At 42.1% G+C, this 15,105-nt stretch carries 15 protein-coding genes; all 15 read right to left on the bottom strand.

Features of this window, described 5'->3' with window-relative positions; genetic code table 11:
* Positions 1-98: 98 nt before the first annotated feature.
* Positions 99-881 carry an aminoglycoside N(3)-acetyltransferase gene (locus tag QZ158_RS03980; protein WP_293875043.1) on the bottom strand — a complete coding sequence of 261 codons (783 nt, stop codon included), beginning with the start codon at positions 879-881 and terminating at the stop codon, positions 99-101.
* 733 nt (positions 882-1,614) lie between these two features.
* Positions 1,615-2,940 (bottom strand): HAMP domain-containing sensor histidine kinase, encoded by a 1,326-nt coding sequence (locus QZ158_RS03975; protein ID WP_293875041.1) that lies wholly within the window; start codon positions 2,938-2,940, stop codon positions 1,615-1,617.
* On the bottom strand, positions 2,937-3,590 hold the full coding sequence (locus tag QZ158_RS03970) for a response regulator transcription factor (RefSeq protein WP_293875039.1): 654 nt from the start codon (positions 3,588-3,590) through the stop codon (positions 2,937-2,939). Before QZ158_RS03970 ends, QZ158_RS03975 begins: the two co-directional genes overlap by 4 nt.
* A 71-nt stretch (positions 3,591-3,661) precedes the next feature.
* Positions 3,662-5,038, bottom strand: a complete 1,377-nt coding sequence (locus QZ158_RS03965) for an ABC transporter permease (RefSeq protein WP_293875037.1) — start codon at positions 5,036-5,038, stop codon at positions 3,662-3,664.
* Positions 5,039-5,050: 12 nt separating this feature from the next.
* The gene (locus QZ158_RS03960) at positions 5,051-5,692 is read right to left on the bottom strand and encodes an ABC transporter ATP-binding protein (RefSeq protein WP_293875035.1); all 642 of its coding nucleotides are present in this window, start codon (positions 5,690-5,692) and stop codon (positions 5,051-5,053) included.
* Positions 5,693-5,698: 6 nt separating this feature from the next.
* A complete protein-coding gene (locus QZ158_RS03955; protein WP_293875033.1) occupies positions 5,699-6,964 on the bottom strand; it encodes an FtsX-like permease family protein in 1,266 nt (421 codons plus the stop codon).
* A gap of 943 nt (positions 6,965-7,907) precedes the next feature.
* Entirely contained in the window at positions 7,908-8,237 is a 330-nt protein-coding gene (locus QZ158_RS03950; RefSeq protein WP_293875031.1) for a hypothetical protein, read from the bottom strand.
* 14 nt (positions 8,238-8,251) lie between these two features.
* Positions 8,252-8,545 carry a hypothetical protein gene (locus tag QZ158_RS03945; RefSeq protein WP_293875029.1) on the bottom strand — a complete coding sequence of 98 codons (294 nt, stop codon included), beginning with the start codon at positions 8,543-8,545 and terminating at the stop codon, positions 8,252-8,254.
* Between the two features lie 8 nt (positions 8,546-8,553).
* Positions 8,554-10,059, bottom strand: coding sequence for a hypothetical protein (locus tag QZ158_RS03940; RefSeq protein ID WP_293875027.1), 1,506 nt, complete (start codon positions 10,057-10,059; stop codon positions 8,554-8,556).
* Positions 10,053-10,655, bottom strand: a complete 603-nt coding sequence (locus tag QZ158_RS03935) for a hypothetical protein (RefSeq protein WP_293875025.1) — start codon at positions 10,653-10,655, stop codon at positions 10,053-10,055. The genes QZ158_RS03940 and QZ158_RS03935 overlap by 7 nt, the downstream gene beginning before the upstream one ends.
* Positions 10,656-10,773: 118 nt before the next feature.
* Positions 10,774-11,382: a hypothetical protein gene (locus QZ158_RS03930; RefSeq protein ID WP_293875023.1), complete on the bottom strand. Its 609-nt coding sequence runs from the start codon at positions 11,380-11,382 to the stop codon at positions 10,774-10,776.
* Between the two features lie 43 nt (positions 11,383-11,425).
* A complete protein-coding gene (locus tag QZ158_RS03925) occupies positions 11,426-12,034 on the bottom strand; it encodes a hypothetical protein (RefSeq protein WP_293875021.1) in 609 nt (202 codons plus the stop codon).
* A 654-nt stretch (positions 12,035-12,688) separates the two neighbouring features.
* Positions 12,689-14,311: a chaperonin GroEL gene (gene groL / locus QZ158_RS03920; protein WP_048789495.1), complete on the bottom strand. Its 1,623-nt coding sequence runs from the start codon at positions 14,309-14,311 to the stop codon at positions 12,689-12,691.
* Between the two features lie 23 nt (positions 14,312-14,334).
* Complete coding sequence (groES, locus tag QZ158_RS03915; protein ID WP_293875019.1) at positions 14,335-14,619, bottom strand: co-chaperone GroES; 285 nt, start codon at positions 14,617-14,619, stop codon at positions 14,335-14,337.
* Positions 14,620-14,794: 175 nt separating this feature from the next.
* A partial coding sequence (locus tag QZ158_RS03910) for a single-stranded DNA-binding protein (protein WP_293875017.1) occupies positions 14,795-15,105 on the bottom strand: 311 nt, incomplete at its 5' end.

Below are 15,105 nucleotides of genomic sequence, written 5' to 3'. Positions count from 1 at the left end.
TAACTTTTGGGGTATTTTTGTTTCAATTTTTTTTGTTCCAGATTATTGTATAAGTTTTCTTCTGACCTTATCAAACTCTTCATTGATTAAAAATTAATTTATTGGCGATACTTTTCAATCCATGAAACGGAAAAATCTACTAAACTACGCTGTTGCATTAATCTAGAATCGGCAATACCTATTTTCCCTATATTTGCATGACCTATTTCCTCAAACGCAATTCCTATGTCTTCAAAATCTTCTCCATCAACAAATAAGGTCTTATATGATTTCCATATACGAACACCATCTTCAAGTATAGCACTGTGTTCAATACAGTCACGTTTCCCAGGATACTCTGCACGAACATCCGCTAGGTGTATAGAGGTGTTTTTATCATATCCAACCCCTATTAACAATACTTTTGCATCAAGTTCATAGAGTTTTGAGATAGGGGATCCCTCCCCAAATATATTTGAAAGAGTATGTTCCTCTGTAATATATTCAGCATGTTTCCCCCATGCACAAATTGATCTTGCTGGATGCTCTGTTCTGATGCTACCTGGCCATTGACGAAACATTTCTGCAACAGCTCCCATTGTATTGGTTGGCGTTATCTGCTTATCATATGCTGGCCAATTCTCTCTAATTTTTTCCCAGTCTGACTCCTCTGCATTCCAGTGCACACCTGTTTCCGGATCTAGATTTTTCCATGACTGCGTGGGCATCACAATGGTTCCTTCAGAAGTAACAACTTCAATTAGAGCTTCTATCACAGCCTGTGCTCCTCCACATACATATCCAATACTTTTTAACGATGTATGTACAATGACTACATCTCCTTTTTTCAGGCCAAGGTCTGTTAAGCTCTGTACGATATCTTTTTTATATATTGTTTTCATAGTTTTTTCCTCTTTTCATCAAAAAATAATCGGACATCATTTCTCCTCAATGTAAGTTTCCACTTCTTCAATCGTCAGTTTTTCACTTAAGTTTTGGCTAATTCCTGATATTTTCTATCTGAAACAACAGATGTCATTTTGTCACAAGTTTTTCCTTTATTCTTTTGAGATAAAGTTGTTACCTTCATTGCTTGAAAATATTTTTATACGAAAATCTACTGTCTTCACTTTTTAATTCATAACTACCACATGACTTTTTGTCTTTGTAATTAGTAGTTCTCAAGTAAAGCTTTACAATAACTACTGATTTAAATGGAAAATTGCACCTTTGTAATCCACAAATTGGATCGCATTCAATACAAATGCAGATGCATCCACCACAGGGCCCGTAAATGTATTGTGTAGGGTGGTTTAGGAATTCCAGGGGATTGAAAAAAGTAGCGTCACTCAATTTTAGCCAATATACCATTCTTTACACATTTTAATCTATAAATTATCATATCATAAAATGGACTAAATAATATGTACGAACAAAAAGTCAGTCACTTTATTTTTATGTATAATCAAGATAAGCTTTGGTTCAGTCTAAAATAGACACCATAATTTATCCCATGACTAAAAATACGTATTTCTAAATTAGTTTTATTAATAAGTATCTCTAAATTCTATTATTACAGGAAGACATCTAAAAATACAAACTAGCGAACAAGCATTTCTCTTGTTCGCTAGTTTTTTAATCTTGTGGCTCCTGGGGCAGTTCCATACGGAAGCGCAAGCCCATAGCCGTTTTATCAAATTGGTAGGCCAGCTCTTCATGGTCTAGCAAGTGTTGGACCACGAAGAGTCCCAAGCCGCCTTCCTTCTTCTGACGGCTAGCGGTCATTGGCATCTCAGCGGTCTCTACCATTTTCTGGCTAGTATTTTCAACCGCCAAGTGCATCCCTTCCCCTTCGAGCCGGAGCTGGATCTCCCCACCGGCATCCGAATGCTTGACGGCATTGCTGATGACATTTGAAAGGACCAATTTCAGAATCGCTGGATCCATATAGACTTGTTTGGCTGGGATCTGATTGTCAATCGTGAGCGCGCGGGATTGAGCCAAGACTTTGTACTGGTCGAGGATCTGCTCTAAGGCCTGATCCAGCTGGATCCACTCCTTGTCACCGGCCAGTTCTTGGACAGAGGACAGGGACAGGATTTCTAAGACGATCTGGTTCATCTCATCGACGATATCGAGGGAGACCGACAGGTAGCGGTCCCGATCCTTGTAGCGGCCGATCTTATCCCGCATATTTTCAAGGATAATCTTCAAGCTGGCTAGAGGCGTCTTGAGTTCATGCGAGGCTCCCCGTAGGAATTCCACCTTCATCTGCTCCAACTTCAGATTTTCCTGTTTCTGCTGCTCTAAATTATCGATTACTTCTAGGAGATGGTGATAAAGGTCGTTGATCTGTTGCTTGAGGACGCCGATCTCATCCTGCGAATGAATTGGAAGACTGGCTGTCCGATCCAAGCGCTTCATCCGCTTGGTCATCTGCTTGATCTCCAGGATCGGAGCAGAAATCAGGCGGGCATAGAGATAGGAGGCAATCAGAGACAGGACAAAGGAAGCAAGAAGACTATAGGGAAGAAAGCCCAGACTGATGTCTCGCGCTTCCTTTTGGGAATCGACAGTTGCTAAGAATTGTAAGGTCAAGTCCTTTCCCTCTTTTGTCTGGATTTTTCGCTCTTCAATGACCAGAGAATTGTTCTGGCTGTCAGGGTTCACGAGCAAGTCATCCTTGACCTCTAGGGCATTTTGTTTTTCCTTGTCCTTGATCGAGACCTTGATATCATTGGTCTTGGAATATAGGTCGATGACAGACTCAATGGTTCCTTCTTCCTGACCTTGGAAACTCTTGGACAGGGACTGTGATTTCTTCAAAATCGTCTGGCGCTGGGACTCGATATAGGTTGAGGGGAAAATAAAGTAAACCGAAGCGTGTAGAAGGATGACTAAGCCACTAAAAAGGGCAAAGGTGATCAGAAAGATCTTTGCAAAGATACTCCGTTTGGTCATGGTCTCTCCAATTTATAGCCGACATTGCGTACCGTTACGATACAGTCCAGCTCTAGTTTTTTTCGTAGTTCCTTAATATAGACATCGATCACCCGGTCAAAAGGAATCTCCTCAGTCTCCTTCCAGACAGCATCAAGGATCTGAGAGCGAGTCCGGGCCTTGCCCTCATGCTGGAGCAAGTATTCCAAGATTTCCAACTCCTTGGCATTCATGGAGATGGCTTGCCCAGCAAGGCTGGCTGTGTAGCTCTCAAAATCCACCCGTGCCTCTCCATAGGTGAAGACTCGGGAAGGCTGAAGCTTTTTAAAAATAGCTTCGATGCGGACCTTCAAGAGGGACAAGGAAAAGGGTTTTTCCAGGTAGCCATCTGCCAACTCTCCAAAGGCCGTTAACTTATAGTCCTCGTCATGGAAGGCCGTCAGCATAAGGACAGGGACTGAGCTGGTCTTCCGGATGGCCTTAAGCACTTCCAAGCCATTGAGGATAGGGAGCTGGATATCCAGCAAGACCAGATCCGGCACCTCTCTGTGAAAGAGGTCCAGGGCCTCCTGCCCATCGCCTGCTTCAAAGACCTCATAGCCACATTCCATGAGATAGTCGCTCATCCCTTCACGAATCAGGACTTCATCTTCTACGATTAGTATCTTCATACACTTTCCTTTATCTAAGAAACTTCTTCTACCTCCTATTATACCCTATTTCTATTTTAGGAAACAATCTCTTATTCGACATCCACCAAGAGTTCCTTTGGTTTCTTATGCAAGAGCCATTGTGAAGAAAGGATGGATACCAGAATCAAGAGAAGGCCACCGACCAAGACAATCACCAACAATTGGCTCGGTTGGATATCCATATGGATATCAGTCAGGGTCTTACTGAAGCTTTCTGCCTCAGCTCCTCCACCAAGGTTGGCTGCAGAGGATTCTTGAGCCATTTGTTTGGCAATGCCACTGGTTACATTCTTAAGCACCGTATCTCCGACTCCTTTGGCAAGAAGTCCTGCAACTCCATAGGAGAGGAGGAAGGCTGGGATGGAAATCATGACTAATTCTGCCACGAATTGTCCCGCAATCTGCACCTTAGAAAGTCCTAAAGCCAGCAAGATACCCACTTCTCTGCGACGGGCATTGAGCCACAAGACGAGGAGAAGGGTGAGAAGCAAGCTAGCAAAGATGAGGCTACCGATAAACAAGTAGTCCGCCACTTGGAACATGCTGCTGATCGATTTTTGCAAGGCTGGGTAGTTGGAAGAGCTCTTAACCAAGTCAAAGTAATTCCATGGGATATCCAAGGCTTTGATTTTTTCGATCAATTTATCGAGGTCCTGATCCCCCTTGGCAAAGAAGGTCGCATCCTCATAGGTAGCTGTTTGAACAGTATTGCCATAGAGCTTGGCAGCTGTATCCAGGTCAGAAATGAGGGTATCTTCGTATAACTCTTGGGCGTAAGTTAGAGGAGCTTGGTTCTTCCCTGAGAACAGACCCTTAATGGTCACTTCGACGGTTTCATTAGCCCCTTTTTCATTGTCAGCATCGTAGAGATTGGACTTGAGACGCACCTTATCGCCTACCTTGAGGCCATTCTTTTTCGCCAAATCTTCGTGCATGAGGATTTGGTTTTTGTCCTTATCGGTCAAGTGCTCCCCTTGGACCAGCTTGTAGGCTCCAGAGACAAACTTATCTTCTTTTGAAGAATCATTGACCCCTGTCACCATCAAGGTATTCTTGAAGTGCTTAGCCCGCTCTGGAGATTGATTTTGCAGGGTTTCTTCAGTCTCAATGATCTCGTGGTCTAGGATATCCGCGATGGCATTGATCCGCTTGATGGAGGAGGTGACCCCCTCTACCTGGCTGATTTTTTCGATATCCTCTCCTCTGAGATTCCCAGCTCCCCGAGGGGTTCCTGGATTGGTCCGTCGGTTGATCTGCATGGAGAAGCTATTGGTGATGGATCCCAGGCTTTCCGATGAAGCTTTTTGGGTCGCTCCCTTCATGGAGAGTCCGATCAAGCTCAAGGTCCCCATGAGGAGAATGATGGCAAAGAGCAAGAAAGACTTGGGCCATTTACGTGTGATATAAGCAAAAGCATTTCGCAACATAGCATTCCCTCCTTACTTGCTCTTCTCAATGAGGCTACGGCGACTCAATTCCAAGACCACATCGGAGGCCTCTGCCACTTCCTTACTGTGGGTGACGACAATGACACATTTTTGGCGTTCCTTGGCCAACTTCTTCAAAATGGAAATGATGTCACCGGCTGTCTGTTCGTCAAGGTTTCCTGTCGGCTCATCTGCTAAGATGACAGGTGCTTCTGAAACGAGCGCACGCGCAATAGCCACCCGCTGTTGCTGCCCGCCGGATAGTTGTAGGACATTGCGTTTGATTTGCGTTTCGTCCAATCCCAATTCCAAGAGAATTTCTTTCCCTGCCTGTTTGTTGACCAGACGGACATTTTCCAGTGGCGTCAAATAATCGATTAGATTGTAATTCTGAAAGACCAGGGAGACATGGTGCTTGCGGTGGTAGCTAGACCCTTTGGTCTGGATGTCCTCCCCATCAAAGAGAACCTGACCCTTCTTGGGATTGTCCAGACCAGCCAAGAGGGAGAGGAGGGTCGATTTCCCAGTTCCTGACTGACCGATAATACTGTAAAATGTCCCATTTTCGAACTGATAGTTCACATTTGAGAGGATATCTTCACTATAGCTTTGGTAACTATAGGCTACATTCTTGAGTTCTAACATATGTGTCATTTCTCCTTAACTCATTTTTGTTAATATTTCTTTTGGGGTCTTGCGCCAGATCATGCTGGTCGTTACACCGAGCGACAGAAGGATCAAGCACAAGAGGCTAGCATAGGCGATTCCTAAGGAAAGGCCTTGAGGGACTTGGTTGAGCAAGTCTAGGGTCTGCTGTTGACCCGTCTGTCCGACAAACTGCTCTAAGAAACGATGGCTGACCATCCGCCCGATGAGAAAGGCTGGGATCACCGCTAGTAAGGATACCAGCACCACCTCCAAGAGGAACTGTCTAAAGATCCGGCCCTTGCTCTTCCCAATAGATAAGAGCACCCCGATTTCATGGATCCGCTCCCGTGTCCAGAGACTGAGTAAGAGCGATAGGGCACCGGCTCCTGTCACTAGGAGGACGATCATCATGATCCGCACCAGGCCTTCTAAGGTCTGAGAGGATTCCTTCATCTGGTCAAAGGCCTTGCGATCTTCGACCACGCGTAGCGATTGCCAATCCAGATCCAAGCTTTTGACTTGCTTCAAGAGGGCATCGATTTTCTCAGGATCTTTGACGCCAAATGTGGCCTGGGTCACTTCTTTCTGACTGAGACCAAGAAGCTTAGTCGCATCCTCATAAGGGAGGTAGACTTGGTTTTCACTCAGATCAGAGGTCATTCCTGTGAATTTTTCCTGTTTCTTACCCGAAAAGATCCCAACGATTTTAAAGGTTTGCTCTTTGGCAGGAGTCTCTCCCATCTGAAAGCTGGATAAGGTCAAGGAATCTCCGACCTTTAGCTTGTTCTTCTTAGCCAACTCTTGGTGGATCAAGATCTGGCCGCGAGCCTTATCAGATAAGTGCTTGCCTTTCACCAGTTGGAAACTGCCACTGCGGAAATCCAGGTGCTGGTCTGTCTTCTGGGTAAAGACAGCGCCTAGCGCTTGCTTGGCTTCCTGACCCAGATCATCCCGCTCTACCGACTGCTGCCCCGTCACCGCTTCTTTATCAAGAATGCGAACGGGACTTTCATATTGTGGGACCATGGCTCCTACCCCAGAAAGTTGTTGCAATTTTTTAGCTTCCTTCAGAGCAAAGGGAGCATTCCCCTGTTTACTGGTCAGGGCAAAGCTGGTACCAGCCGACTGCTTGATATGGTCCTCCAGTCTTCCTCCCACTTGCATTAGTGAAAAACAGAAATACAAGCAAGAGAGGATCAAGAGGAGAATCAGAAAGAGGACCAGATTCCTCGTTCTTTTTCGAGAAATATAGGCGATTGCCTGTTGCAAGAGAAACATCTCCTACCTCCATCTAAAAGAAAGACTCCCCAGTTTATTGATAGCAACTGGGCTCGCTTTCATCATTTGTTGCTTTCATTATAGAGGAGAAATGTGAAATGTTTATGAAATACAAAAAAACTCCCCCAGAAAAATCTGGAAGAGCCTTAGCAAGGGGTGGATGAAAAAGTTTAATATGAAAAAGGTCGATAAAAATTAAGAATCAAAAGTTTTAATTTATTCGATCAAGTTTTTGTCTTTAGACATGTATGTGGGAAGTATTCCCCCCTTGCTCTAATGTAGAACTTTTTCTACTTAATATATTTTAACGCATCTTTGTTACAAAATAAAGGAATTTGTATTGCAATTTTATTCCAAATATCGAACAGGCAGGTTACTTCAAAATATCAACTATCTATCCACCTGCTTCAAAGGGCACCCTCCCGTGATGTCACTATATATAAACAAAAACCCACACATCAAATAACTGATCTGATCCTCATCAGATTGATCCTAGTTTCGTCAAGAAAGGAAACCGATCTGTAGAAAAAACAGGTTCCAGCTAAATTTATTTCACAAATTGTTGCAATATATATAAATATGCACTCTCGCCCCCGCAAAGAAGAGATTACGAAAGAAAACAAAGAAGGGCGATAAGTACTGACCCAAAAAAGTTAGAAAAATAATTAATCCAAGGTATTTTACTCCATATTATACAGGACTATGTTCTTTTATCTTTAGTTTAATACGCTTGTTAGAATAGAAAATTTTGTCACATTCAAATAGTACTTTTTCATTGATTTAGAAAAATCATTTTTAATTTATCAAAAAGCCCCTTCCTTTATGGAGGGACTTTCTTGTCTTATACACTGGCTTGGTTTACAAACTTTATTGGAGGGATGAACATAGTGACAAATTAGGAGTCACAAAGATAGGCATCTTCATCGAACTAAGCTCGTTACGGTTAAAGATTTTCTTCCCTCTTCTGTTTTCTTCGTTCTTCCTCCAGTTGCTCCAATTCTTTGCGATATTTAGCAGTGATTTCTTCTTTTTCATCTTGAAGCCGATGAATACAATTTATCAAATATAAATTAAATTCTTCCACATTAGCATTCATCTGATGAATTATCGGATACAGTTCATTTGAAGATTGATTTCTAGTATAATAAAGTAATTCCTCAATCATCATGTCTGTCTTCCTAAAAGCATCTTGCCTCATAAAATCAAGACTCTCTTCCACCTTTTCGATATTCTTTATATCTTGCTTATATTTTTCTTCCAATCTATCGTTCATCCCCATACTTAACCTCAGATAATAGGACTTTGAAGGTTTGGCTGAGGAATATCTGTTAAATAATCGACTGCAGCTGTGGCGGCTTTCCCTGAAAATCCGCCCGTCAAACTTTCTTTGAGCTTAGAGCTTGCAAACTCTGACATTTGTAGTTTCTCTTCAGCTAACCAATTTGTTAAAGTAACGGATTCTGTTTTCACTTCCTCTATCATTGAGGAGATTAGCCCATTAATCACCAAAATTTCATTAGATCTCATTTTTTCCAGATATTCACTATATGCCTCTGATTCAATTTCGTTTAAAATTAACATATTTTCACCTAATTCTCACTAAATTGTATGCTTCCTTGGCGATCCACCTCTTCAATATTCTGAGCTGCTTTTCGAATACCTGAGGCAAATACTGACAGATTCCCTTTGTAAGAAGCTGCTTCAGTTAGAGTTGCACTTTCAATCTCACTATTCCAGAAATGTTCCAAAGTAACGTTAGATAAGAGTATAGCTACTTCACTATCTGATAAGTATGCTTGAGTATTATAAACGCTTGATTTAAGATTAGTAATCTTGTCTTCAATATTTTGTTTAGATTCACTAAGCTTTTGACTGATTTGCTCTTCATATTCAGCACCTTGATTTTCAGCTAGATCAGCAACTGTAACAACTATCTCTTTTCGAAGAGAGACCAATTGACTGCCACTGAGACTTGGATATCTACTCTGAGCCGCAGAAATTTTATCCAAGGAACGATTTATAGTCAATAAACGTTTGTACCTAGCTTCAGGTACAAATTCTCCATAGACCTTTTTATATTCTTTTACATAGAAATCTTCATTCTTATCCCCCAAAAATGACTGTTGTGCTTTGATTTTTGCAGCTTCACGTACCTGTTTTTCTGTCATCCCTGCAAAAAATTCGCCTTTTTTTGCATACCAATCCAGATCCAACATGTTTCCAATTCTGGGTGGAAACTTTTCATAATATTCGCGAACGTAGTAATCTTCATTTTGAAAGAAAAAAATTGACTGTTGTGCTTTGATTTTTGCAGCCTTATGCACTTGTTCTGGAGTCATTCCTGTTACGAATTCACCCTTTTTAGCATATTTTTCTACATCAAGTTTATTTCCAACAATATAGAAAGCTGCAGGATTATGGTCTTTTGCAGGCGAGTGCAATCCCTGAGTACCTTCCCAAGAAACAATATTGGCGTAAGGGATTCTGCCTCCACTACTGTCCATTATCGTCGTATCTTTTGTATTGGCGTCATAGGTAGTTACATGGCGATTGATATAAGATAGATCACTACTACTGAAATTCCCCTTATCAAGAGCAGCCTGTGCTCCCCAGTCTGTAAAGTTGACAACCATAAAAACATTATGGTCAGCAGCTACCTTGACTACTGGCGTCGCCGACTGGCTAAAACCACTCATAGCAAATATTCTGACTGGCTGATCTAGCTTTTTCCCATCAACTTCCGTTATTTTTTCTACTCTCTGATAAAAAGCTTCAATGTCCTCATGCTGGGCACTCATGCCATCCCCGTAGGTCCCCCCAAACGCATTAGCAGTTGAGGCCCAATGGTCTGCACTGAAAGGATTGGCAAAAACTGGCTGGGTCCCAGCAACTGTCACAATTGTCTGAGAAACGATGGGTTCCCCATTGGCATCTAAGGGAGCTACTGCAATAGCCTGAGTGACCCCCTCTATTCTGTCAATGATTTGAAACTTTTTTCCTGTCTCATCGTCTCTGATGATTTCTTCTGACGAATGTGTAGCATAGTATTTTGTATCAATTTGTAAATTTCGAATATCTTGATGTGTTATTACCATTTATCCAAGTCTCTTTCATCAATTCGTTGAATTTCCAAATTATAAACAATCTCAACTTGTGGACTCCCCTGGTCATTCTTTTCTACACCCTTTAGAAGTCCTTCCTTTCCATAGATTGATAGAACTTCATCCATGATGTCATCCTTCTTTAACTTTAATTCTGGAGGCAGATGCTGATACTGATCAACTTGTATATATTCTTTCTCATCATTTAATAAGTGAATAAACTCGGAACCACCGTACGCAAAATCTAATTGAAGTCCAGCAAAAGTTCCATAACGTGGTACTCCAATATCTAGAGGTCTGCCATTTTGGAGATAGGCTTTATTGCCATAATTATCATAAATCACAGGTATAACCCGAGAATGAACAAAGCTTTCTCCGTCTCCTCCACTAATAAAAATTGGAGAAAATTCGATTTTACTGATACCGCTGTAATGTTCCTTTAGGTAGGTCGCGATTTGTTCTTCAAAAAGCTGGTATCCATGCCGATAGAGATTGTCCACTTTCATTCCATCCATATAAAACTTTCCTCCTATCACAAGTACAAAAAAACAAAGCAAAGATAAAAGAATAGATTTTGTTCGTTTAGACATACAAACCTCCTTTTCTTTCTATGTTAATTTTACCACAAAAAAGAAAAATAAAGAACACAATCTATATATATATAGATTGAAAATTACTCGTATGTATTTCACTAAATGCCTTAAACTGTTACTTCCATTCATAGAACTCTCTTCCCTGGACTCGTCTAATTTCCAAATTATAAACAATCTCAGCTTGAGGACTGCCTTGGTCATTCTTTTCTACACCTTTTAAATGTCCCTCACGAGAAAAAGCTTCCATCACCTCATTCGTAATTTCATCCTTATTCAATTTTAACTCATCTGGTAAGTTCTGATAGCTTTCTACACTAATAGACTCTTTCTGATCATTACGCAAATATATTATTTCCGAACCGTCATTGATATTAAAATCTAAATCAATTCCGGCTGTCATTTCATAATCTGCCACACCCATCTTTAAAACGCCATCATTACGCAAATATACCTTATTACCATATGTATCATAAACAACTGGGACTATACGAGCATAGACAAAACCTTCCCCGCTTCCTCCACTTTTAAAAATCGGAGAAAATTCAATCTTACTGATTCCACTGTAATTCTCTTTTAGATAGGTCGCGATTTGTTCCTCATAAAGTTGAAAGCCGTGACGATAGAGATTGTCTACTTTCATTCTATCCATATAAAACTTGCATCCAAGGACGAGTAGAAAAAAACAAAGCAAGGATAAAAAAACTTTTTTTGTTCGTTTTGACATTTAAAACTCTCCTCATTCTATCTCAACTTACTAAATTAATCGGTTACTTCCATTCATACGCCTCCCCCCCCTGGACTCGTCTAATTTCCAAATTATAGAAAATCTCAGCTTCAGGGCTACCTTGGCTATTTTGATCCACTTCTTTTAATAACCCTTTTCTTGAAAAAAAGGACATTATTTCATCTGTTGCTTTATCTTTATACCATTTTAGTTCCTCAGGTAAGTGTTGATAGTCTTCTACATTAATTAGCTCACGAGATTTGTTCAATAGATTGATCATTTCTGAACCATTATTTACATTAAAATCTAGATTAATCCCAGCAGTCAGTATATAATTCGGGACAAGACTGTCAATATCCTTAGCAGCTCGCAGATACACTTTATTACCATGATTATCATAAACTACTGGAATTATGCGACCTTTCAGAAAACTTTCTCCGTTTCCTCCACTAATAAAAATAGGAGAAAATTCAATTTTACTAATACCGCTATAATGCTCTTTTAAGTAGGTCGCAATTTGTTCCTCATAAAGTTGAAAACCATGCCGATAAAGATTGTCCACTTTCATTCTATCCATATAAAACTTGCCTCCAAGGACGAGTAGAATAAAACAAAGCAAGGATAGAAAAACTTTTTTTGTTCGTTTTGACATTGCCATTCCTCATCTTTTTATCTTTATTTTACCATAAAGATGGGGTGGAATTCCTAACCATTAAAAAAACACCCCAAAAGTCAGATTTTCTCTATCTCACTTTTGGGATGCCATTCAATTACGCTTTCACTATTGCCTTAATAAGATGATTCGGCAAGGCACAATAGTGCTTGCCGTAAACTACAAAGCCACCTAATAAATTGACCACGGGGTTACGACGTGAAAAGGGAGCGAGACAGAACGAATATTTTAATCATTCGTTCGTTGTCTCGCCCCCGCAAGGCTGATTAGGACTCTTCCGATCTTGGAAAAGCGAAGGGAAGATTTAGGTAACTTGCTTCTCAAGTCCTATCCGCTACCTCAAAGCAGTGCTTTGAGCAATCAGCTACTGCGTCAGAAAGTCCATCCAATGATTGATTGAGGATTGGAGACTTGCTAACCCCTTTAAGATAGTAAGACGTTTAGCCAAGCCACCCGATAGTGGTTGGCGTCAAATGATTAGAGGCGAAGCCTCAATCAAGCACACAGATTACGACAGAAAATAAAGAAGGCCGATAAAGCCTTCTTTGTTTTCTTAGTAAGACACTTTGGCAAGACACCATAGTGCTTGCCGTAGTCTAATGAGGTGCTTCAGCACCCATTAGACTAAGTGTGTTACATCATCCCACCCATCATGCTTGGATCCATAGCTGGTGCTGCTGGAGCTGGTTCTGGTTTGTTGGCTACCACTGCTTCGGTCGTCAAGATAAGGCTCGCTACAGAAGCCGCATTTTGAAGGGCTGAACGGCTCACCTTCACTGGGTCGATAATTCCTGCTTCAATCATGTTGACCCATTCACCTGTTGCAGCATTGAAGCCTGTTCCGACTTCTGCATGTTTCAAGCGATCGATGACGATTGACCCTTCATATCCTGCATTGTGGGCGATTTGGCGTACAGGCTCTTCCAAGGCGCGAAGCACGATGTTGCGTCCTGTCGCTTCATCCCCTTCCAATTCAAGGGTTGCAACTGCAGAAATAACATTGGCAAGGGCCGTACCACCACCGGCAACAATTCCTTCTTCAACCGCTGCGCGTGTCGCATTGAGGGCGTCTTCGATACGGAGTTTCATTTCTTTCAATTCTGTTTCGGTTGCCGCTCCAACCTTGATGACTGCAACGCCACCAGACAATTTTGCCAAGCGTTCTTGGAGTTTTTCACGGTCAAATTCTGACGTTGTGGTTTCGATTTGTGATTTGATCACGGCCACACGGTTAGCGATAGCTTCAGGATTTCCTGCACCTTCTACAATGACTGTGCTATCTTTGTCCACTGTCACTTTACTTGCTTGACCGAGCGCCTCGATGGTCGCATCTTTCAACTCAAGACCGAGATCTTCTGTGATAACAGTTCCGCCTGTCAAGATCGCGATGTCTTCTAGCATAGCTTTGCGACGGTCTCCAAATCCAGGAGCCTTAACAGCTACGACATTGAAGGTTCCACGAATCTTGTTCAAGACAAGCGTTGGGAGGGCTTCTCCATCTACATCATCCGCAATGATCAAGAGCGGACGGTTACTTTGAAGGATACTTTCAAGCAATGGCAAGATTTCCTGGATGTTTGACACCTTCTTGTCGGTAATCAAGATATAAGGATTTTCAAGGTCTGCCACCATTTTTTCATTATCAGTGACCATGTATTGGGAGAGGTAACCACGGTCAAACTGCATTCCTTCCACGACTTCCAACTCGGTTTCCATTCCACGAGATTCTTCAATCGTGATCACTCCGTCGTTGCCCACTTTTTCCATGGCTTCTGAGATGTATTCGCCGACTTTTTCAGAGCGAGAAGAGACAGCCGCAACCTGGGCGATGGCTTCTTTATTAGCAACTGGAATGGCATTGTTTTTCAAGGCTTCAACAGCTGTCGCAACCGCCGCTTCAATCCCACGACGGATACCGATTGGATTCGCACCTGCTGTAACGTTCTTGATCCCTTCACGGACGATGGCTTGGGTCAAGACAGTCGCAGTGGTTGTTCCATCTCCAGCGATATCATTGGTCTTAGATGCAACTTCTGATACCAATTTGGCACCCATATTTTCGAAATGGTCTTCCAATTCGATTTCTTTGGCGATGGTCACCCCATCATTGGTGATCAATGGTGACCCAAATGATTTTTCAAGCACCACATTGCGCCCTTTAGGTCCCAAGGTCACCTTCACAGTATCTGCTAGGATATCCACCCCACGGACCATGGCTGCACGAGCATCTGATGAAAATTTAATTTCTTTTGACATAGATCTTTATCCTTTCTGATTCTTTAGGCTTCAACAATGGCAAGAATACTTGCAGTCCCAATAATCGTGTACTTCTCATCGCCGTCTTTCACTTCAACGCCTGCATGATTTTCCACCAAGACCGTATCACCGACTTTGACACTTGGTGCTACCAACTCGCCACTGAGGGTCCGAACTCCCTCACCTACAGCGATGACTTCTGCTGTTTTGGTCTCAGATTGACTTGCTTTTGCGATGACAAAGCCACCGACTGTTTGTTCTTTTTCTTCTACTTTCAAGACCACGCGGTCTCCTAATGGTTTTAACATATCGTTCCTCCATTCCTGTATTTTAGCACTCTTTGATATCGAGTGCTAACTCATGTTTCTATTTTATCACTTGGTCAAAAATAGTCAAGAAAAAATACTCAAGTTTCTCTTTTGAAAAGAGTGCTGATTCAGTAGAAAAAACGACACAGCTGACCAGCTGCACCGTTCTCTTCAGTTAAAAGGGAAGCTCTTCCTCTTCCAGGATTAGATCCGCTAAATCTCCTCCTGCTCCATTAGCCCGCATCGCTCGTTGAGCACGACTTTCTAAGAGCTGGAAGCCTTGACAGAGTACTTCTGTCACATATTGGGTCGTTCCATTCTTCTCATAGCGTCTGGTTCGAAGCTCACCGTCCACAGAGATCAAGCTCCCTTTATTGGCATAGGAGACAAGGGTCTCTGCTAATTTCCCCCAGACCACTAGGGTGATAAAATCCGCCTCCCGCTCGCCATTTTGATCCTTATAACGACGATTGACAGCCAGGGTCG

Source organism: Streptococcus sp. A12 (genome assembly GCF_905372335.1).
In the GTDB taxonomy this organism is placed as follows: domain Bacteria; phylum Bacillota; class Bacilli; order Lactobacillales; family Streptococcaceae; genus Streptococcus.
This window is presented reverse-complemented; position numbering and strand designations above follow the sequence as displayed.

Excerpts from the sequence above, each read along its gene's own strand:
- QZ158_RS03980 (WP_293875043.1), bottom strand. The coding sequence starts at position 881 with ATGAAAACAATATATAAAAAAGATATCGTACAGAGCTTAACAGACCTT.
- QZ158_RS03975 (WP_293875041.1), bottom strand. The coding sequence starts at position 2,940 with ATGACCAAACGGAGTATCTTTGCAAAGATCTTTCTGATCACCTTTGCC.
- QZ158_RS03970 (WP_293875039.1), bottom strand. The coding sequence starts at position 3,590 with ATGAAGATACTAATCGTAGAAGATGAAGTCCTGATTCGTGAAGGGATG.
- QZ158_RS03965 (WP_293875037.1), bottom strand. The coding sequence starts at position 5,038 with ATGTTGCGAAATGCTTTTGCTTATATCACACGTAAATGGCCCAAGTCT.
- QZ158_RS03960 (WP_293875035.1), bottom strand. The coding sequence starts at position 5,692 with ATGACACATATGTTAGAACTCAAGAATGTAGCCTATAGTTACCAAAGC.
- QZ158_RS03955 (WP_293875033.1), bottom strand. The coding sequence starts at position 6,964 with ATGTTTCTCTTGCAACAGGCAATCGCCTATATTTCTCGAAAAAGAACG.
- QZ158_RS03950 (WP_293875031.1), bottom strand. The coding sequence starts at position 8,237 with ATGAACGATAGATTGGAAGAAAAATATAAGCAAGATATAAAGAATATC.
- QZ158_RS03945 (WP_293875029.1), bottom strand. The coding sequence starts at position 8,545 with ATGTTAATTTTAAACGAAATTGAATCAGAGGCATATAGTGAATATCTG.
- QZ158_RS03940 (WP_293875027.1), bottom strand. The coding sequence starts at position 10,059 with ATGGTAATAACACATCAAGATATTCGAAATTTACAAATTGATACAAAA.
- QZ158_RS03935 (WP_293875025.1), bottom strand. The coding sequence starts at position 10,655 with ATGTCTAAACGAACAAAATCTATTCTTTTATCTTTGCTTTGTTTTTTT.
- QZ158_RS03930 (WP_293875023.1), bottom strand. The coding sequence starts at position 11,382 with ATGTCAAAACGAACAAAAAAAGTTTTTTTATCCTTGCTTTGTTTTTTT.
- QZ158_RS03925 (WP_293875021.1), bottom strand. The coding sequence starts at position 12,034 with ATGTCAAAACGAACAAAAAAAGTTTTTCTATCCTTGCTTTGTTTTATT.
- groL (WP_048789495.1), bottom strand. The coding sequence starts at position 14,311 with ATGTCAAAAGAAATTAAATTTTCATCAGATGCTCGTGCAGCCATGGTC.
- groES (WP_293875019.1), bottom strand. The coding sequence starts at position 14,619 with ATGTTAAAACCATTAGGAGACCGCGTGGTCTTGAAAGTAGAAGAAAAA.